The following is a 19,923-nucleotide window of genomic DNA, read 5'->3' on the forward strand; positions in this document are numbered from 1 at the left end:
CCGGTTGACCTATGACTGCCCGTCGCCGTCCGCGGGCCGGGACGGGGGCCGGGACGGGGGCTGGCACGGTTGCGGGGACGAGGGCCGGGACTGGCGCGGCAGGTCGAGGGCGACCGCGGCGGCCGAGTCGCAGTACTCCCGTACCGCGCTGGTGCGGGCGACCACCCGGCCGTCGTGCACCACGACCCGGCTGTACGCGAGCGACAGCACCCCCGCGAGCCCGTCGCCGCGCACCGCCAGCAGCTCGGCGGGGAACCCGGCCTCCACCCGCACCTCGGGCAGTCCCAGCGCGGCCCGCGCCCGGGCGCAGACCGCGTCGTAGGCCTCCGCGGGTCCCAGTTCTCCCCGGGAGGCCAGCAGGTAGGCGGCCTCCAGCGGGTCGCCGCGGCCCACGGGGTTGACGGTGTCGCGCAGGGCGCCGCTCCCGGCGGCGACCCGGACGCCCGCGGCCCGCAGCAGCCGCACCGGCGCGCAGCCCGCCACGCGCGCCCCCTGCTCGCCCCGGTCCTCCAGCCCGACGCAGTCGCCCTGGGGCAGGCAGACCACGGTGACGCCCGCGGCCGCCAGCCGCTCGGCGACCCGCGCCGCGATGTCCCGGGGCAGCCGGGCCAGCCCGCCGCAGGGGCCGATGGTGACGCCGGGCCGCAGGCCCCCGGCCATCGCCGCGAGCCGGGCGAGCCGGGCCGGGTCGTCGCCGTCCGTGTGGAGGTCGACGGCGCAGCCGTGGCGGGCGGCGAGGTCGAGCACGGCTTCGGCGTGACCGGTCGGGTCGGGGTCGAGGTCGGGGCAGCCGCCGAGGACGGAGGCGCCCATCCGTACGGCGTCCCGCAGCATCGCGAGCCCGTCCGCCCCGGCCGCCCCGGTCAGCACCCGCGGCACCGCGACCGCGCCGAGGTCGATGAGCCCGCGCAGGCTGTGCCGGGCCTCCAGGACGGCCTCCAGGGAGCGCAGGCCGTGCACCCCGCCGATCCGCACATGGGTGCGCACGGCGGTGGCCCCGTGGCCGAGGTGCAGCAGGGCGGCCTCGGTGGTGCGCCGCTGGACGTCCTCGGCGGTGTACGGGACGGGGCCCGCGATGTCGGCCGTCAGGGCGGTGTCGCAGTGGGCGTGCGGTTCGGCGGGGGCGGGGAGCAGCAGATAGCCGGCGAGGTCGAGCCGCGGCCCGGGAACCAGGCTGCCGGTGGTGCCGACCGCTTCGATCCGGCCGCCGCTGAGCCGTACGTCCACCGTTCGGCCATCGGCGAGCCGGGCGCCGCCGAGGACCAGCGCGGTGGGCCCGGCGGCCGCTCCGCCGTCGTTGCCGGAGGGCTGCTGCTGGTGGCTCTCGGGCGGCTGGCTCTCGGGCATCGCACTCCTGGGGCGGCGCAAGATCACGCGGGGCGACCCGAGCCTAGGACCGCGTGGCGGCGGCTTCGCGGAGGAGCCGAATAGTCGTACCGGTGTGGTGCGTGAGCACTCTGTGTCGCACCCACTGACCCTGGGCCGATACGGATTTCACCTTCGGCGGCCGAGCGTGTAATGTCTTCATCGCTCGCCCCAATAGCTCAGTCGGCAGAGCGTCTCCATGGTAAGGAGAAGGTCTACGGTTCGATTCCGTATTGGGGCTCTGATGTGTGAGGCCTCCCGTTCGACTCCGGTCGGGCGGGGTCCGGATCACATCGAAGCGGTGTAGCTCAGTCGGTAGAGCAAGCGGCTCATAATCGCTGTGTCACCGGTTCAAGTCCGGTCACCGCTACACACAGTAGCCGATTGTGGGGTCGGTCCTCCGGTCGGCTACTCTTTACTGCGTTCTTCTATCCCATCCGTTCGTCAAGGAGCACTCAACGTGGCTGCCACCGACGTCCGCCCGAAGATCACGCTGGCCTGCGTGGAGTGCAAGGAGCGGAACTACATCACCAAGAAGAACCGGCGTAACGACCCGGATCGTCTTGAGATCAAGAAGCACTGCCCGCGTTGCAACGCGCACACCGCGCACCGCGAGACGCGATAGCCATAAACTCTCATTCGAGGCCGCCCCCATCAGCGGGGGTGGCCTCGTTTCGTTAGTCATCAACAGCAGGAGGTGCCGAGGCGATGGCGCTTGATCCGTCTTTCGTCGGGCGGACCTACCCGCCCACCGACCCGTATGAGGTCGGCAGGGAGAAGATCCGCGAATTCGCCGAATCGATCGGCGAGACCAACCCGGTCTACACCGATACCGAGGCGGCCAAGGCGCTCGGCTACTCCGATGTGATCGCCCCGCCCACGTTCGTCTTCGCGATCACCTTCAAGGCCGCACGGCACCTGGTCGTCGGCGACCCGCAGCTGGGCCTGGACTTCAACCGGGTGGTGCACGGCGACCAGAAGTTCACGTACACCCGGCCCATCGAGGCTGCCGACCGCCTCACCGTCATCACCAGGATCGACGACATCAAGTCGCTCGCGGGCAACGACGTGATCCTGATCAGCGGTGAGGTGCGCGACGCCGCGGGCGAGCACGTGGTGACCGCGATGACGAAACTGGTGGCGCGCGCCGCCGAAGCCGAGGAGACCAGATGAGCGCCAAGATCTCGTACGACGCCGTCGAGGTCGGCACCGAACTGCCCGCGCAGGTCTTCCCGGTGAACCGCGCCGACCTCATCGCGTACGCCGGCGCGTCGGGCGACTTCAACCCGATCCACTGGAACGAGAAGTTCGCCAAGGAGGTCGGCCTCCCCGACGTCATCGCCCACGGCATGTTCACCATGGCCGAGGCGATCCGCGTGGTGACGGACTGGACCGGCGACCCCGGGACCGTCGTCGACTACGGCGTGCGCTTCACCAAGCCGGTCGTCGTCCCGAACGACGACAAGGGCGCCCTCATCGAGGTCGCCGCCAAGGTCGCCGCCAAGCTGGACGACGACGCCCGCACCGTCCGGGTGGACATCACGGCGACCAGCGAGGGCCAGAAGGTGCTGGGCATGGCCCGCGCCGTCGTCCGCCTCGCGTAATCCTCTCCAGGGCCCCCACCGCCCCCGGCACCGCGCCGGGGGCGCCCCCGTACTCTGGAGCGCGTGCAGGAACTCCATGACGCCCCCCTCGCCCCCCTCACCACCTTCCGTCTCGGCGGCCCGGCCACCCGGCTGATCACGGCCACCACCGACGACGAGGTCATCGCCGCGGTCCGCGAAGCCGACGCGACCGGCACGCCGCTGCTGCTGATCGGCGGCGGCAGCAACCTCGTCATCGCCGACAAGGGCTTCGACGGCACCGCCCTGCACATCGCGACCAGCGGCTTCACCCTCGACGGCACCCGGCTGGAGCTGGCCGCGGGCGAGAACTGGTCCGACGCCGTGGCCCGTACGGTCGAGGCGGGCCTCGCCGGTGTCGAGTGCCTCGCCGGAATCCCCGGCTCCGCGGGCGCGACGCCGATACAGAACGTCGGGGCGTACGGCCAGGAGGTCTCCGCCACCCTCACCGAGGTCGTCGCCTACGACCGCCGCGCCGACGCCGTCGTGACGATCCCCGCCGCCGACTGCGCCTTCTCCTACCGCCACAGCCGCTTCAAGGCGGAGCCGGACCGCCACGTCATCCTGCGGGTCCGCTTCGAGCTGGAGGACGCGGGCGGGGCGTCCGCGCCCATCAAGTACGCCGAGACCGCCCGGGTGCTCGGCGTCGAGGTGGGCGACCGGGTGCCCGCCGAGACCGCCCGCCGGACCGTGCTGTCGCTGCGCGCGGGCAAGGGCATGGTGCTCGACCCGGAGGACCACGACACCTGGTCCGCGGGGTCGTTCTTCACCAACCCGGTGCTGACGGAGAGCGCGTACGAATCCTTCCTGGCCCGCGTCGCCGACCGCCTCGGCCAGGACATCGCGCCGCCCGCCTTCCCGGCGGGGGAGGGGCGGATCAAGACCTCCGCCGCCTGGCTGATCGACAAGGCGGGCTTCACCAAGGGCTACGGCACCGGCCCGGCCCGCATCTCCACCAAGCACACCCTCGCGCTCACCAACCGCGGCGAGGCCACCACCGAGGACCTGCTGGCGCTGGCCCGCGAGGTGGTGGCCGGGGTCGAGGAGGCGTTCGGCGTGACGCTGGTCAACGAGCCGGTGACGGTGGGCGTCAGCCTCTGACAGTGCCACGTGGCACTGTGCTCAGCCCGACAGCCAGTCGTCGATCCCCGCCAGCAGCCGCCGCCGTACGTCCTCCGGCGCCGCCGACCCCCGCACCGACTGCCGCGCCAGCTCGGCCAGCTCCTCGTCGGTGAAGCCGTGGTGCTCGCGCGCCAGCTGGTACTGGGCGGCCAGCCGCGACCCGAACAGCAGCGGGTCGTCGGCGCCCAGCGCCATCGGCACCTTGGCGTCGTACAGGGTGCGCAGCGGTACGTCCTCGGGCTTCTCGTAGACCCCGAGCGCGACGTTGGAGGACGGGCAGACCTCGCAGGTCACCCCGCGGTCGGCCAGCCGGGCGAGCAGCCGCGGGTCCTCGGCGGCGCGCACCCCGTGGCCCACCCGGGCCGCCACGAGGTCGTCCAGGCAGTCGCGGACGCTGCCGGGCCCCGACAGCTCGCCGCCGTGCGGGGCGGCGAGGAGGCCGCCGTCCCGGGCGATGGCGAAGGCGCGGTCGAAGTCGCGGGCGAAACCGCGCCGCTCGTCGTTGGAGAGCCCGAAGCCGACCACCCCGCGGTCCGCGTAGCGCACCGCGAGCCGGGCCAGGGTGCGGGCCTCCAGGGGGTGCTTCATCCGGTTCGCGGCGACCAGGACCCGTATGCCCAGCCCGGTGTCCCGGGCGGCGGTGTCGACCGCGTCGAGGATGATCTCCAGTGCCGGGATCAGCCCGCCCAGGCGCGGGGCGTACGAGGTGGGGTCGACCTGGATCTCCAGCCAGCCGGAGCCGTCCGCGACGTCCTCCTCGGCGGCCTCGCGCACCAGTCGCCGGATGTCGTCGGGCTCCCGCAGGCAGGAGCGCGCGATGTCGTACAGCCGCTGGAAGCGGAACCAGCCGCGCTCGTCGGTGGCCCGCAGTCTCGGCGGCTCGCCGCCGCTCAGCGCCTCGGGCAGGTGGACGCCGTATTTGTCGGCGAGTTCGAGGAGCGTGCCGGGGCGCATGGAGCCGGTGAAGTGGAGATGCAGATGCGCCTTGGGGAGCAGATGTACATCGCGTGCCATCTGGAGATTTTGCCGCACGTCCGGACCCGCCGGTACCGCTTTCGCCGAACGTGGGCTTGCCCGCACAGGATTCCGAGCCGGGCGCGGGCCGGAACGAGAGCGGGCGTCCGGCCATGGCCGGACGCCCGCTCTCACCAGGGAAAACCCACTCAGTCGCGGGCCTCCGCCAGCAGCTTCTGGATCCGCGAGACGCCCTCGACGAGGTCCTCGTCGCCCAGCGCGTAGGACAGCCGCAGGTAGCCCGGTGTGCCGAACGCCTCACCCGGCACGACCGCGACCTCGGCCTCCTCCAGGATCAGCGCGGCCAGCTCGACGGTGGTCTGCGGACGCTTGCCGCGGATCTCCTTGCCGAGCAGCCCCTTCGCCGACGGGTAGGCGTAGAACGCGCCCTCCGGCTCCGGGCACTCGATGCCGTCGATCTCGTTGAGCATGCGCACGATGGTGCGGCGGCGGCGGTCGAACGCCTCGCGCATCGTGGCGACCGCGTCGAGGTCGCCGGTGACGGCGGCCAGGGCGGCGGCCTGCGCGACGTTGCTCACGTTGGACGTGGCGTGCGACTGGAGGTTGGTCGCGGCCTTCACCACGTCCTTGGGGCCGAGGATCCAGCCGACCCGCCAGCCGGTCATCGCGTACGTCTTCGCGACACCGTTGACCACGATGCACTTGTCGCGCAGCTCGGGCACCACCACCGGCAGCGAGTGGAACTTCGCGTCGCCGTAGACCAGGTGCTCGTAGATCTCGTCGGTGAGCACCCACAGCCCGTGCTCGGCGGCCCAGCGGCCGATCTCCTCGATCTGCTCGCGGCTGTAGACCGCGCCGGTCGGGTTGGACGGCGAGACGAAGACCAGCACCTTGGTGTGCTCGGTGCGGGCGGCCTCCAGCTGCTCGACGGAGACGCGGTAGCCGGTCGTCTCGTCCGCGACGACGTCCACCGGGACACCGCCGGCCAGCCGGATCGACTCCGGGTAGGTGGTCCAGTACGGCGCGGGGACGATGACCTCGTCGCCCGGGTCGAGGATCGCCGCGAACGCCTCGTAGATCGCCTGCTTGCCCCCGTTGGTCACCAGGATCTGGGCCGCCTCGACCTCGTAGCCGCTGTCGCGCAGCGTCTTCGCGGCGATGGCGGCCTTGAGCTCGGGAAGCCCGCCGGCCGGGGTGTAGCGGTGGAACTTGGGGTTGCGGCAAGCCTCCACCGCCGCCTCGACGACGTAGTCGGGCGTCGGGAAGTCCGGCTCGCCCGCGCCGAAGCCGATCACCGGGCGGCCGGCGGCCTTGAGGGCCTTGGCCTTGGCGTCGACGGCGAGGGTCGCGGACTCGGAGATGGAACCGATCCGGGCCGACACCCGTCGGTCGGTCGGGGACTGTACGGGGGGAGTAGCAGCGGTCATAGAGGCATCGTCGCAGACGGGCGAAAAGGGCGGTACACGGGTTTAACGAGACTCACACAAGTCTCCTGCGGAAACCCGAGCGGAGGGCACGGGCGCTTCTCGTTCGACGGCTGGCCGTCAAGCACGTACACTCAACCGTCGTTGGCCGCTCAACAGACGTATCCGACCCGCACACTCCGTGCAGCGGGATGGATGCGGTAGGTTGGGGGTTGCCGCAAAGGGTCGTAGCTCAATTGGTAGAGCACTGGTCTCCAAAACCAGCGGTTGGGGGTTCAAGTCCCTCCGGCCCTGCTACACGCACTTGATCGTCAGGGTGCGTGCATGCGTACGCAAGGACAAGCACCGCTGTGCGGCCGGGCCGGACGCGGCACGGCCACGACCCGGATTCAGGTGAGGACGAGTGACGGAAGCCCTTGGCTCCACCGCGACGCCTGAGAGCGGTCGTCCCGACGAGGACGAGGTGGCGACCAAGAAGGGCCGCCGTGGTGGCAAGCGCGCGAAGAAGGGGCCCTTCGGTCGGCTCGCGCTGTTCTACCGCCAGATCATCGCCGAACTGCGCAAGGTCGTGTGGCCCACGCGCAGCCAGCTGTCGACGTACACCAGCGTGGTGATCGTCTTCGTGCTGATCATGATCGGCATCGTGACCGTGATTGACTATGGGTTCAACAACGCCATCAAGTACGTCTTTGGCTGAGACCCCGCGGAGGGCGGCCGCGTCCCGGCAGCGCCCTTTCGCACGTTCCACCCCTTGAAGCCAGGAAGAAGCAGCCACCGTGTCTGACCCGAACCTGAACGACGCCGCCGAGCCCGTCGAGTCCCGTGAGGACGAGCTCGACATCGTCGAGGCGGCGGACTCCGACCAGGCTGAAGCCGCCGACGTCGCCGCGGGTGAGCCCGCCGAGACGGCCGCGCTGCACGTCGAGGACGAGGCCGAGGCCGCCGTCGAGGTTGCCGAGGACGAGGCGGCCGAGGTCGCCGAGGTCGAGGTCGACCCGATCGAGGCCCTCCGCGAGGAGCTGCGCGGGCTGCCCGGCGAGTGGTACGTGATCCACACCTACGCGGGCTACGAGAAGCGCGTGAAGGCCAACCTGGAGCAGCGCGCCGTCTCGCTGAACGTCGAGGACTTCATCTACCAGGCCGAGGTCCCCGAAGAAGAGATCGTCCAGATCAAGAACGGCGAGCGGAAGAACGTCCGTCAGAACAAGCTCCCCGGCTATGTGCTGGTGCGCATGGACCTGACGAACGAGTCCTGGGGCGTCGTGCGGAACACCCCGGGCGTCACCGGCTTCGTGGGCAACGCCTACGACCCGTACCCGCTGACCCTGGACGAGATCGTCAAGATGCTCGCCCCGGAGGCCGAGGAGAAGGCCGCCAAGGCCACCGCCGAGGAAGGCGCCCCGGCGCCCAGCCGCAAGGTCGAGGTCCAGGTGCTGGACTTCGAGGTGGGCGACTCGGTCACGGTCACCGACGGCCCGTTCGCCACGCTCCAGGCCACGATCAACGAGATCAACGCCGACTCGAAGAAGGTCAAGGGCCTGGTCGAGATCTTCGGCCGGGAGACCCCGGTCGAGCTGAGCTTCGACCAGATCCAGAAGAACTGACGCCTCTTCCGCACCCTTCCGACAGGTCAGATCGGGCCCTTCCGGGGCCGGTCTGACCTGCTCGGTTTCAGGCCGCACACCTATACCCGTTATCGTTGTGCGGTATGCCTCCATCCGGATGACCCGGAGTGGGGGCGGACCACCTCTCACTAGGACCCGGAGAGAGCATGCCTCCCAAGAAGAAGAAGGTCACGGGGCTGATCAAGCTCCAGATCCAGGCCGGTGCCGCCAACCCGGCCCCGCCGGTCGGCCCCGCGCTGGGTCAGCACGGCGTCAACATCATGGAGTTCTGCAAGGCCTACAACGCCGCGACCGAGTCGCAGCGTGGCATGGTCGTGCCGGTGGAGATCACGGTCTACGAGGACCGTTCCTTCACCTTCATCACCAAGACGCCGCCGGCCGCGAAGCTCATCCTCAAGGCCGCGGGCGTGGAGAAGGGCTCCGGCGAGCCGCACAAGACCAAGGTCGCCAAGATCACCCGCGACCAGGTCCGCGACATCGCCACCACCAAGATGCCCGACCTGAACGCCAACGACCTGGACGCCGCCGAGAAGATCATCGCCGGCACCGCCCGCTCCATGGGCATCACGGTCGAGGGCTGACAGCCACCCCGTAGCACCACCGTGGCAGGACCAATGCGCGGTCCGGACCACGACTCCGAACACAGACATCAGGAGCAGTAGTGAGCAAGCGCAGCAAGGCCCTCCGCGCTGCGGACGCCAAGATCGACCGGGAGCGCGCGTACGCCCCGCTCGAGGCCGTCCGTCTCGCCAAGGACACCTCCCCGAGCAAGTTCGACGCGACCGTCGAGGTCGCCATGCGCCTGGGCGTCGACCCGCGCAAGGCCGACCAGATGGTCCGCGGCACCGTGAACCTGCCGCACGGCACCGGTAAGACCGCCCGGGTCCTGGTCTTCGCGACCGGTGACCGTGCTGCGGCCGCGGAGGCCGCCGGCGCCGACATCGTCGGCTCCGACGAGCTCATCGACGAGGTGTCCAAGGGCCGCCTGGACTTCGACGCCGTCGTCGCCACCCCGGACCTCATGGGCAAGGTCGGCCGCCTCGGCCGGGTGCTCGGTCCGCGTGGTCTGATGCCGAACCCGAAGACCGGCACCGTCACCCCGGACGTGGCCAAGGCCGTCACGGACATCAAGGGCGGCAAGATCGAGTTCCGCGTCGACAAGCACGCCAACCTGCACTTCATCATCGGCAAGGTGTCGTTCGACGAGGCGCAGCTGGTGGAGAACTACGCCGCGGCGCTCGAGGAGATCAACCGTCTCAAGCCGTCCGCCGCGAAGGGCCGCTACATCAAGAAGGCGAGCCTGAGCACGACGATGGGCCCCGGCATCCCGCTGGACGCCAACCGCACGCGCAACCTGCTGGTCGAGGAAGAGGCCGTCTGAGCCCTTCCCTGACCGGAACCGCCGGGCCCCCACGCTTCGTGAGAGGTGTGGGGGCCCGGCGCGTTCGCTGTCGGCGGCCCTCGATAGGGTCATGATCGACAGTCGTAAATGAAAAATAAGGGGGAACCGTGCGCGGTACTCATGTGGGCGTGCGATGCGTGATCGCGGCCTGTGGCGTTGTTCTGATGGCCGGGCTCACCGCGTGCGGGAGCGACACGTCCGATGAGGGCAAGTCGGGCGACAACGGCGGCCAGTCGGTCGGCAGCCCGCTGGCGGCGCTGAAGCTCGCCTCGCAGCGCACGGACCAGCAGCACTCCGCGAAGGTCGACGGCACCGTCAAGAGCCCGATGGCCAACAGTGACATGTCCGGCGCGATGGACTGGGCCGACGGCATGCGCGCCAACATGACCATGAAGTCGAAGGGCGGCGCCGGCGCCTCCGCGGCGGGCGGCAACAAGCCCGTCAACGTGCGCTACACGCCCGACGCGATGTTCATGAACGCGGCCGAGATGGGCATCCCTGCCCAGGGCAAGCAGTGGATCAAGTACGACTTCGACACGCTCGCCAAGCAGGGCGGCCCGTCCGGGGCGTACCTCAAGGACCAGATGCAGAACAACAACCCGTCGCGTTCGGTGGAGCTCCTCCTCTCCACCGGCAAGGTCAAGAAGGTCGGCACGGAGGACGTCCGGGGCGTCGAGGCGACCCACTACACGGGCGTGGTCAAGGTCTCGGAGATGGCCCGGATGCAGTCCAAGGGCATGAGCAAGTCGGACCTGGACGCCCTGGAGAAGCAGCTCAAGCAGTCCGGTTCGGAGAGCGAGACCGTCGACCTGTGGATCGACGACAAGAACCTGCTGGTCAAGAAGCGTGAGCAGGCCAAGAGCAAGATGGGCGTCACCGATTCGACGGTCTTCTACTCGGACTACGGCACCAAGGTCACCGTCGAGGAGCCGCCGGCCTCGGAGACCATGGACTTCCAGGGGCTCCAGCAGGGGTCCCAGCCGTAGCTGATTTGCCCGGCCGCGGCCCGTTCGCGTAATCTGCTGCAGAAGCCAAAGACCGCTGGTTGTCGCTGTGCCCCGCAAGGGGATACGGCGGCTGAAGGATCCGCTAGCTGCGGACGGCCCGCGTAGGTGACTGTGGTGAGAACTCCCGAACGGGCCGTGTGTCCGTGCGGTCGAGTCACGCCCCGTGCGCCTGCGCCGGGGCGTTTTCGTGTTGTTCAGTCTCCTTCCTTCAGGCCGATGCGGTCCTCATCACCCGGAAGGAGGCCGAGGCTCATGGCGAGTCCCGACAAGGTCGACGCCGTCGACGAGATGCGGGAGAAGTTCAGCACCTCGAACGGCGCCGTTGTGACCGCGTACACCGGTCTCACCGTCGCACAGCTCAAGGAGCTGCGCCGTTCGCTCGGTGAGAACGCCCAGTACCGTGTGGTGAAGAACACGCTGACCAAGATCGCGGCCAACGAGGCCGGGATCAACCAGATCGACGATCTCTTCGTGGGTTCGTCGGCCGTCGCCTTCGTGACCGGTGACCCGGTCGAGGCGGCGAAGGGTCTCCGTGACTTCGCCAAGGACAACCCCGCTCTCGTCATCAAGGGCGGTGTCCTTGATGGCAAGGCGCTGTCCGCCGACGAGATCAAGAAGCTCGCGGACCTCGAGTCCCGCGAGGTGCTGCTCTCCAAGCTGGCGGGCGCCATGAAGGCCAAGCAGTCCCAGGCTGCCGCGCTCTTCCAGGCCCCGCTCTCGAAGTTCATCCGCACCGCGGAGGCGCTTCGGGCCAAGGTTGACGAGCAGGGCGGTGCCGGCGAGCCGGCTCCCGCCGAGGCCGAGGCCGCCGAGTAACTCGGCCCCGGTCGCAGCGGGCCCGGAAGAAGCCCGCCACCATTTTCATCCGGCACCTGCCGAACTAGTGGAAGGACCGCCATCATGGCGAAGCTCAGCCAGGACGACCTGCTCGCGCAGTTCGAGGAGATGACCCTCATCGAGCTCTCCGAGTTCGTGAAGGCCTTCGAGGAGAAGTTCGACGTCACCGCCGCCGCCCCGACCGCCGTCGTCGCCGCCGGTGCCCCGGGTGCCCCGGCCGCCGCCGAGCAGGAGGAGGAGAAGGACGAGTTCGACGTCATCCTCACCGGCGCCGGCGACAAGAAGATCCAGGTCATTAAGGTCGTGCGTGAGCTGACCTCCCTGGGTCTGAAGGAGGCCAAGGACCTCGTCGACGGCACCCCGAAGCCGGTCCTCGAGAAGGTCAACAAGGAGGCCGCCGACAAGGCCGCCGAGTCCCTCAAGGGCGCCGGCGCCTCCGTCGAGGTCAAGTGATCTCACGGGTCGGATGACCCGCTGTGCCGTGAGGGCGATCACCCGTTGGGGTGGTCGCCCTTCGGTGTTCTTGTGACGGCTACGCTGACATTCCGGTTCCGGCAGGTATGGTGATCTTCGTTGCCCGTCGCCACGCCCTGTGACGATCTCGCCGGAGTGGGGGGCCTTGACGAACGGCACGCAGCGCGCAATTCTCGGGACGCGACGTCACACGATCCGTAAGTCCGAGGCATGGATCGCCGGCGGAGCGGGCAGTATCGATATGCGCTGGCGAAGCGCGGTCGTCGCCGACTCGGCGGGGTGAAGGACAACGAGGGGCGAGCCCCCTCACCGGAGGGAGAGATTGGCACTGCCGGTCTCAGAAACTCGGCGCTGGACATCAGTGTGCCAAGTGGCTACACTGACCCTTTGCGCTGCCTGTTAGCTGCTCCCTGCCCGTCACCAGGGGCATACCCACCTTTGAGCACTGCCGATGAAAACACCCTGACCAGGGATTTCATCCATGGGTTCGCGGTGGGACCGGTACGCGCGTAGTGAGTCCGAGCCCTCGGAAGGACCCCCTCTTGGCCGCCTCGCGCAACGCCTCGACTGCCAATACGAACAATGGCGCCAGCACCGCCCCGCTGCGCATCTCCTTTGCGAAGATCAAGGAGCCTCTCGAGGTTCCGAACCTCCTTGCACTGCAGACCGAGAGCTTCGATTGGCTGCTCGGCAATGCCGCCTGGAAGGCTCGCGTCGAGGCTGCGCTGGACAGCGGTCAGGACGTCCCCACCAAGTCCGGTCTGGAAGAGATCTTCGAGGAGATCTCCCCGATCGAGGACTTCTCCGGGTCGATGTCCCTGACCTTCCGTGATCACCGCTTCGAGCCGCCGAAGAACTCGATCGACGAGTGCAAGGAGCGCGACTTCACGTACGCCGCGCCGCTCTTCGTCACCGCCGAGTTCACCAACAACGAGACCGGTGAGATCAAGTCCCAGACGGTCTTCATGGGCGACTTCCCGCTCATGACGCCGAAGGGCACCTTCTGCATCAACGGCACCGAGCGTGTCGTCGTCTCGCAGCTGGTCCGCTCGCCGGGTGTGTACTTCGACTCCTCCATCGACAAGACGTCCGACAAGGACATCTTCTCCGCCAAGATCATCCCGTCCCGGGGTGCCTGGCTGGAGATGGAGATCGACAAGCGCGACATGGTCGGCGTCCGCATCGACCGCAAGCGCAAGCAGTCCGTCACCGTCCTGCTCAAGGCGCTCGGCTGGACCACCGAGCAGATCCTCGAGGAGTTCGGCGAGTACGAGTCCATGCGCGCCACCCTGGAGAAGGACCACACCCAGGGCCAGGACGACGCGCTGCTCGACATCTACCGCAAGCTGCGCCCGGGCGAGCCGCCGACGCGCGAGGCCGCCCAGACGCTGCTGGAGAACCTGTACTTCAACCCGAAGCGCTACGACCTCGCCAAGGTCGGCCGGTACAAGGTCAACAAGAAGCTCGGCGCGGACGCCCCCCTCGACGCCGGCGTGCTGACCACCGACGATGTCATCGCGACCATCAAGTACCTGGTCAAGCTGCACGCGGGCGAGACCGAGACGGTCGGCGAGGCCGGCGACATGATCGTCGTCGAGACCGACGACATCGACCACTTCGGCAACCGCCGCCTGCGGAACGTCGGCGAGCTGATCCAGAACCAGGTCCGCACCGGTCTGGCCCGTATGGAGCGCGTCGTCCGCGAGCGGATGACCACCCAGGACGTCGAGGCGATCACGCCGCAGACCCTGATCAACATCCGGCCGGTCGTCGCCTCCATCAAGGAGTTCTTCGGCACCAGCCAGCTGTCGCAGTTCATGGACCAGACCAACCCGCTGTCGGGTCTGACCCACAAGCGCCGTCTGTCGGCGCTGGGCCCGGGTGGTCTGAGCCGTGAGCGGGCCGGCTTCGAGGTCCGTGACGTGCACCCCTCGCACTACGGCCGCATGTGCCCGATCGAGACGCCGGAAGGACCGAACATCGGTCTGATCGGCTCGCTCGCCTCGTACGGCCGGGTCAACGCGTTCGGCTTCGTCGAGACCCCGTACCGCAAGGTCCACGAGGGTGTCGTCACCGACAAGGTGGACTTCCTCACCGCGGACGAGGAAGACCGCTTCGTCATCGCCCAGGCGAACGCTCCGCTGGCCGAGGACAACACCTACGCCGAGAACCGCGTCCTGGTCCGCCGCCGTGGCGGTGAGGTCGACTACGTGCCCGGCTCCGAGGTCGACTACATGGACGTCTCGCCGCGCCAGATGGTGTCGGTCGCGACCGCCATGATCCCCTTCCTCGAGCACGACGACGCCAACCGCGCGCTCATGGGCTCGAACATGATGCGTCAGGCCGTGCCGCTGATCAAGGCGGAGTCCCCGCTGGTCGGCACCGGCATGGAGTACCGCTGCGCGGTCGACGCCGGCGACGTCATCAAGGCCGAGAAGGACGGTGTCGTCCAGGAGGTCTCCGCCGACTACGTGACGGTGGCCAACGACGACGGCACCTACACCACGTACCGGATCGCCAAGTTCTCCCGCTCCAACCAGGGCACCTCCTTCAACCAGAAGGTCGTCGTCGACGAGGGCGCCCGCGTCGTCACCGGCCAGGTCCTGGCCGACGGCCCGTCCACCGAGGACGGCGAGATGGCGCTCGGCAAGAACCTCCTCGTGGCGTTCATGCCGTGGGAGGGCCACAACTACGAAGACGCGATCATCCTCAGCCAGCGGCTGGTGCAGGACGACGTCCTCTCCTCGATCCACATCGAGGAGCACGAGGTCGACGCCCGCGACACCAAGCTCGGCCCCGAGGAGATCACCCGGGACATCCCGAACGTCTCCGAGGAGGTCCTGGCCGACCTCGACGAGCGCGGCATCATCCGCATCGGCGCCGAGGTCATCGCCGGGGACATCCTGGTCGGCAAGGTCACCCCGAAGGGTGAGACCGAGCTGACCCCGGAGGAGCGCCTGCTGCGCGCGATCTTCGGTGAGAAGGCCCGTGAGGTCCGTGACACCTCGCTGAAGGTGCCGCACGGCGAGACCGGCAAGGTCATCGGCGTCCGCGTCTTCGACCGCGAGGAGGGCGACGAGCTGCCCCCGGGCGTGAACCAGCTGGTCCGCGTCTACGTCGCGCAGAAGCGCAAGATCACCGACGGTGACAAGCTCGCCGGCCGCCACGGCAACAAGGGCGTCATCTCGAAGATCCTGCCGGTCGAGGACATGCCGTTCCTGGAGGACGGCACCCCGGTCGACATCATCCTCAACCCGCTGGGTGTGCCGTCCCGAATGAACCCGGGACAGGTGCTGGAGATCCACCTCGGCTGGTTGGCCTCCCGCGGCTGGAAGGTCGAGGGCTCCGAGGAGTGGATGCAGCGGCTGAAGGCGATCGGCGCGGACGAGGTCCAGCCCGGCACCAACGTCGCGACCCCGGTCTTCGACGGCGCCCGCGAGGACGAGATCGCCGGTCTCTTCGAGTCGACGATCCCGAACCGCGACGGCGACCGCCTGGTCCAGCCCTCCGGCAAGGCCCGGCTCTTCGACGGCCGCTCCGGCGAGCCGTTCCCGGACCCGATCTCGGTCGGCTTCATGTACATCCTCAAGCTGCACCACCTGGTGGACGACAAGCTGCACGCCCGGTCCACCGGCCCGTACTCGATGATCACCCAGCAGCCGCTGGGCGGTAAGGCTCAGTTCGGTGGCCAGCGCTTCGGAGAGATGGAGGTGTGGGCGCTGGAGGCTTACGGCGCCGCGTACGCCCTCCAGGAGCTGCTGACCATCAAGTCCGACGACGTCACCGGCCGCGTGAAGGTCTACGAGGCCATCGTCAAGGGCGAGAACATCCCGGAGCCCGGCATCCCCGAGTCCTTCAAGGTGCTCATCAAGGAGATGCAGTCCCTGTGCCTCAACGTGGAGGTGCTGTCCAGCGACGGCATGTCCATCGAGATGCGCGACACCGACGAGGACGTCTTCCGCGCTGCGGAGGAGCTCGGCATCGACCTGTCGCGGCGCGAGCCGAGCAGCGTCGAAGAGGTCTGACGGGTCTGGCCGGGGTACTCGCCTCCGAGCGCCCCGGCCTCTCCCCGGACCCCCAGTCAGACCCGAAGACACGACCCTGAAAGAGGGATTGACGACAAGTGCTCGACGTCAACTTCTTCGACGAGCTGCGGATCGGCCTCGCCACCGCTGACGACATCCGTCAGTGGTCCCACGGCGAGGTCAAGAAGCCGGAGACCATCAACTACCGCACCCTGAAGCCCGAAAAGGACGGACTCTTCTGCGAGAAGATCTTCGGTCCGACCCGGGACTGGGAGTGCTACTGCGGCAAGTACAAGCGCGTCCGCTTCAAGGGCATCATCTGTGAGCGCTGTGGCGTCGAGGTCACCCGCGCCAAGGTGCGCCGTGAGCGGATGGGCCACATCGAGCTGGCCGCTCCCGTCACCCACATCTGGTACTTCAAGGGCGTGCCCAGCCGTCTGGGCTACCTGCTCGACCTCGCCCCGAAGGACCTCGAAAAGGTCATCTACTTCGCCGCCTACATGATCACGTGGGTGGACGAGGAGCGCCGCACGCGCGACCTGCCGTCGCTGGAGGCCCACGTCTCCGTCGAGCGCCAGCAGATCGAGCAGCGCCGCGACGCCGACCTGGAGGCCCGCGCCAAGAAGCTCGAGGCGGACCTCGCCGAGCTGGAGGCCGAGGGCGCCAAGGCCGATGTGCGCCGCAAGGTGCGCGAGGGCGCCGAGCGCGAGATGAAGCAGCTGCGCGACCGCGCCCAGCGCGAGATCGACCGTCTCGACGAGGTGTGGAACCGCTTCAAGAGCCTCAAGGTCCAGGACCTGGAGGGCGACGAGCTGCTCTACCGCGAGCTGCGTGACCGCTTCGGCACGTACTTCATGGGCGGCATGGGCGCGGCCGCGCTCCAGAAGCGCCTGGAGTCCTTCGACCTCGACGAGGAGGCCGAGAAGCTCCGCGAGATCATCCGGACCGGCAAGGGCCAGAAGAAGACCCGTGCGCTCAAGCGCCTCAAGGTCGTCTCCGCCTTCCTCCAGACCCGCAACAGCCCCAACGGCATGGTGCTGGACTGCATCCCGGTGATCCCGCCGGACCTGCGTCCGATGGTGCAGCTGGACGGTGGCCGCTTCGCGACCTCCGACCTGAACGACCTGTACCGCCGTGTGATCAACCGGAACAACCGCCTCAAGCGTCTGCTCGACCTCGGTGCCCCCGAGATCATCGTGAACAACGAGAAGCGGATGCTCCAGGAGGCCGTCGACGCGCTGTTCGACAACGGCCGCCGCGGTCGCCCGGTCACCGGTCCCGGTAACCGTCCGCTGAAGTCCCTCAGCGACATGCTGAAGGGTAAGCAGGGCCGGTTCCGTCAGAACCTGCTCGGTAAGCGTGTCGACTACTCGGCGCGTTCCGTCATCGTCGTCGGCCCGCAGCTGAAGCTGCACCAGTGCGGTCTGCCCAAGGCCATGGCGCTGGAGCTCTTCAAGCCGTTCGTGATGAAGCGCCTGGTGGACCTCAACCACGCGCAGAACATCAAGTCGGCGAAGCGCATGGTCGAGCGCGGCCGCACGGTCGTGTACGACGTGCTCGAAGAGGTCATCGCCGAGCACCCGGTGCTGCTGAACCGTGCGCCGACCCTGCACCGCCTGGGCATCCAGGCCTTCGAGCCGCAGCTGGTCGAGGGCAAGGCCATTCAGATTCACCCGCTCGTCTGCACCGCGTTCAACGCGGACTTCGACGGTGACCAGATGGCCGTGCACCTGCCGCTGTCCGCGGAGGCGCAGGCCGAGGCCCGCATCCTGATGCTGTCCTCGAACAACATCCTCAAGCCGGCCGACGGCCGGCCGGTGACCATGCCGACCCAGGACATGGTGCTGGGTCTGTTCTTCCTCACCACCGACGAGGAGGAGCGCGAGGTCAAGGGCGAGGGCCGGTCCTTCGGTTCGGTCGCCGAGGCGATCATGGCGTTCGACGCCCGGGAGCTGTCGCTCCAGGCGAAGATCGACATCCGTTTCCCGATCGGCACCGTCCCGCCCCGCGGCTGGACCCCGCCGGCTCCGGAGGAGGGCGAGCCCGCCTGGCAGCAGGGCGACAGCTTCCGGCTGCGCACCACGCTGGGCCGCGCGCTCTTCAACGAGCTGCTGCCCGAGGACTACCCGTTCGTCGACTACTCGGTGGGCAAGAAGCAGCTCTCCGAGATCGTCAACGACCTCGCCGAGCGCTACCCCAAGGTCATCGTCGCGGCGACCCTGGACAACCTGAAGGCGGCCGGTTTCCACTGGGCCACCCGCTCCGGTGTCACCGTCGCCATCTCCGACGTGGTCGTGCCCGAGGCCAAGAAGGCCATCATCACGGGCTACGAGGCGCAGGACGAGAAGGTCCAGAAGCAGTACGAGCGCGGTCTGATCACCAAGGACGAGCGCACCCAGGAACTGATCGCGATCTGGACCAAGGCGACCAACGAGGTCGCCGAGGCGATGAACGCGAACTTCCCGAAGACCAACCCGATCTTCATGATGGTCGACTCGGGCGCGCGCGGAAACATGATGCAGATGCGTCAGATCGCCGGTATGCGTGGTCTGGTGTCCAACGCGAAGAACGAGACCATCCCGCGGCCCATCAAGGCGTCGTTCCGTGAGGGTCTCTCCGTGCTGGAGTACTTCATCTCCACCCACGGTGCCCGTAAGGGTCTCGCGGACACCGCCCTGCGTACCGCCGACTCGGGTTACCTGACCCGTCGTCTGGTGGACGTCTCCCAGGACGTGATCATTCGCGAGGAGGACTGCGGCACCGAGCGCGGTCTCAAGCTCGCGATCGCGACCACGGGCGCGGACGGCGTGCTGCGCAAGACGGAGGACGTCGAGACCAGCGTGTACGCGCGCTGCCTCGCCGAGGACATCGTCGTGGACGGGAAGGTCCTGGCCCCGGCCGGCACCGACCTGGGCGACGTGCTCATCGACGAGCTGGTCCGGCACGGCGTCGGGACGGTCAAGACCCGTTCGGTGCTCACCTGCGAGTCCGCCGTCGGCACCTGCGCCATGTGCTACGGCCGCTCGCTGGCGACCGGCAAGCTGGTGGACATCGGCGAGGCCGTCGGCATCATCGCCGCCCAGTCCATCGGTGAGCCCGGCACCCAGCTGACGATGCGTACCTTCCACACCGGTGGTGTGGCCGGTGACGACATCACCCAGGGTCTGCCGCGTGTCGTCGAGCTCTTCGAGGCCCGTACGCCCAAGGGCGTCGCGCCGATCTCGGAGGCGGCCGGCCGCGTCCGGATCGAGGAGACCGAGAAGACCAAGAAGATCGTCGTCACCCCGGACGACGGCTCCGACGAGACCGCCTACGGCGTCTCCAAGCGGGCCCGTCTGCTGGTGGGCGAGGGCGACCACGTCGAGGTCGGCCAGGCGCTGACCGTGGGTGCCACCAACCCGCACGACGTGCTGCGCATCCTCGGCCAGCGCGCCGTCCAGGTGCACCTGGTCGGCGAGGTCCAGAAGGTCTACAACTCGCAGGGTGTGTCGATCCACGACAAGCACATCGAGATCATCATCCGGCAGATGCTGCGCCGGGTCACGATCATCGAGTCCGGCGACGCGGAGCTGCTGCCGGGCGAGCTCGTGGAGCGCTCGCGCTTCGAGGGTGAGAACCGTCGTGTGGTCCAGGAAGGCGGCCACCCGGCCTCCGGCCGTCCGCAGCTGATGGGTATCACCAAGGCCTCGCTGGCGACCGAGTCCTGGCTGTCGGCGGCGTCCTTCCAGGAGACGACCCGGGTGCTCACCGACGCGGCGATCAACGCCAAGTCGGACTCCCTGATCGGCCTCAAGGAGAACGTCATCATCGGTAAGCTCATCCCGGCCGGTACGGGCCTGTCCCGCTACCGCAACATCCGGGTCGAGCCCACCGAGGAGGCGAAGGCCGCGATGTACTCGGCCGTCGGCTACGACGACATCGACTACTCGCCCTTCGGCACCGGATCCGGCCAGGCGGTCCCGCTGGAGGACTACGACTACGGTCCGTACAACCAGTAAGACCCGGCCCACAGGCACGGATCTGTTCACAGGGCGGTCACCCCATG

General features: G+C 68.7%; 16 protein-coding genes and 3 tRNA genes. 16 read left to right on the forward strand and 3 right to left on the reverse strand.

Annotated elements, in window-relative coordinates:
• Positions 1-9 precede the first annotated feature (9 nt).
• Positions 10-1,347, reverse strand: coding sequence for a hydrolase (locus tag LCH29_RS00125; RefSeq protein WP_446459611.1), 1,338 nt, complete (start codon positions 1,345-1,347; stop codon positions 10-12).
• A 186-nt stretch (positions 1,348-1,533) separates the two neighbouring features.
• Between LCH29_RS00125 and LCH29_RS00130 the strand changes: the two genes are divergently transcribed.
• The 6 genes from LCH29_RS00130 to LCH29_RS00155 all read left to right on the forward strand — a co-directional run bounded on the left by LCH29_RS00130 (position 1,534) and on the right by LCH29_RS00155 (position 4,088).
• Positions 1,534-1,606: transfer RNA gene (locus LCH29_RS00130), tRNA-Thr, on the forward strand.
• A 56-nt stretch (positions 1,607-1,662) separates the two neighbouring features.
• Positions 1,663-1,735, forward strand: a tRNA-Met gene (locus LCH29_RS00135).
• A gap of 90 nt (positions 1,736-1,825) precedes the next feature.
• On the forward strand, positions 1,826-1,990 hold the full coding sequence (gene rpmG, locus LCH29_RS00140) for a 50S ribosomal protein L33 (RefSeq protein ID WP_009715907.1): 165 nt from the start codon (positions 1,826-1,828) through the stop codon (positions 1,988-1,990).
• Positions 1,991-2,073: 83 nt separating this feature from the next.
• Positions 2,074-2,538 carry an FAS1-like dehydratase domain-containing protein gene (locus LCH29_RS00145; protein ID WP_446459612.1) on the forward strand — a complete coding sequence of 155 codons (465 nt, stop codon included), beginning with the start codon at positions 2,074-2,076 and terminating at the stop codon, positions 2,536-2,538.
• Complete coding sequence (locus tag LCH29_RS00150) at positions 2,535-2,969, forward strand: MaoC family dehydratase (protein WP_123105897.1); 435 nt, start codon at positions 2,535-2,537, stop codon at positions 2,967-2,969. The genes LCH29_RS00145 and LCH29_RS00150 overlap by 4 nt, the downstream gene beginning before the upstream one ends.
• Positions 2,970-3,032: 63 nt before the next feature.
• Positions 3,033-4,088, forward strand: coding sequence for a UDP-N-acetylmuramate dehydrogenase (locus LCH29_RS00155; protein ID WP_446459613.1), 1,056 nt, complete (start codon positions 3,033-3,035; stop codon positions 4,086-4,088).
• Positions 4,089-4,109: 21 nt separating this feature from the next.
• Here LCH29_RS00155 and LCH29_RS00160 read toward each other — a convergent pair whose 3' ends face one another.
• Together LCH29_RS00160 and LCH29_RS00165 are read right to left on the reverse strand one after the other, a co-directional pair.
• Positions 4,110-5,123: an adenosine deaminase gene (locus tag LCH29_RS00160; protein ID WP_446459614.1), complete on the reverse strand. Its 1,014-nt coding sequence runs from the start codon at positions 5,121-5,123 to the stop codon at positions 4,110-4,112.
• Between the two features lie 149 nt (positions 5,124-5,272).
• Complete coding sequence (locus tag LCH29_RS00165) at positions 5,273-6,511, reverse strand: pyridoxal phosphate-dependent aminotransferase (RefSeq protein ID WP_446459615.1); 1,239 nt, start codon at positions 6,509-6,511, stop codon at positions 5,273-5,275.
• Between the two features lie 218 nt (positions 6,512-6,729).
• Between LCH29_RS00165 and LCH29_RS00170 the strand changes: the two genes are divergently transcribed.
• From LCH29_RS00170 to LCH29_RS00215, 10 genes are all read left to right on the forward strand, one after another.
• Positions 6,730-6,802 (forward strand) — tRNA-Trp (locus LCH29_RS00170).
• A gap of 109 nt (positions 6,803-6,911) precedes the next feature.
• Positions 6,912-7,205, forward strand: coding sequence for a preprotein translocase subunit SecE (gene secE, locus LCH29_RS00175; RefSeq protein WP_009715901.1), 294 nt, complete (start codon positions 6,912-6,914; stop codon positions 7,203-7,205).
• Between the two features lie 79 nt (positions 7,206-7,284).
• Positions 7,285-8,112, forward strand: a complete 828-nt coding sequence (gene nusG / locus LCH29_RS00180; protein WP_446459616.1) for a transcription termination/antitermination protein NusG — start codon at positions 7,285-7,287, stop codon at positions 8,110-8,112.
• Between the two features lie 167 nt (positions 8,113-8,279).
• Entirely contained in the window at positions 8,280-8,714 is a 435-nt protein-coding gene (gene rplK, locus LCH29_RS00185; RefSeq protein ID WP_009715899.1) for a 50S ribosomal protein L11, read from the forward strand.
• Between the two features lie 80 nt (positions 8,715-8,794).
• Positions 8,795-9,514 carry a 50S ribosomal protein L1 gene (rplA, locus tag LCH29_RS00190; RefSeq protein ID WP_123107887.1) on the forward strand — a complete coding sequence of 240 codons (720 nt, stop codon included), beginning with the start codon at positions 8,795-8,797 and terminating at the stop codon, positions 9,512-9,514.
• Between the two features lie 185 nt (positions 9,515-9,699).
• Entirely contained in the window at positions 9,700-10,521 is an 822-nt protein-coding gene (locus LCH29_RS00195) for a hypothetical protein (protein WP_446459617.1), read from the forward strand.
• Between the two features lie 273 nt (positions 10,522-10,794).
• Positions 10,795-11,358, forward strand: coding sequence for a 50S ribosomal protein L10 (gene rplJ / locus LCH29_RS00200; RefSeq protein ID WP_123107885.1), 564 nt, complete (start codon positions 10,795-10,797; stop codon positions 11,356-11,358).
• An 84-nt stretch (positions 11,359-11,442) separates the two neighbouring features.
• Complete coding sequence (gene rplL, locus LCH29_RS00205; protein WP_446459618.1) at positions 11,443-11,832, forward strand: 50S ribosomal protein L7/L12; 390 nt, start codon at positions 11,443-11,445, stop codon at positions 11,830-11,832.
• Positions 11,833-12,395: 563 nt separating this feature from the next.
• A complete protein-coding gene (gene rpoB, locus LCH29_RS00210) occupies positions 12,396-15,878 on the forward strand; it encodes a DNA-directed RNA polymerase subunit beta (RefSeq protein WP_123107883.1) in 3,483 nt (1,160 codons plus the stop codon).
• A 98-nt stretch (positions 15,879-15,976) separates the two neighbouring features.
• Positions 15,977-19,876 carry a DNA-directed RNA polymerase subunit beta' gene (locus LCH29_RS00215; protein ID WP_446459619.1) on the forward strand — a complete coding sequence of 1,300 codons (3,900 nt, stop codon included), beginning with the start codon at positions 15,977-15,979 and terminating at the stop codon, positions 19,874-19,876.
• Positions 19,877-19,923: the final 47 nt, after the last annotated feature.

The organism is Streptomyces sp. BRA346, from assembly GCF_052851135.1.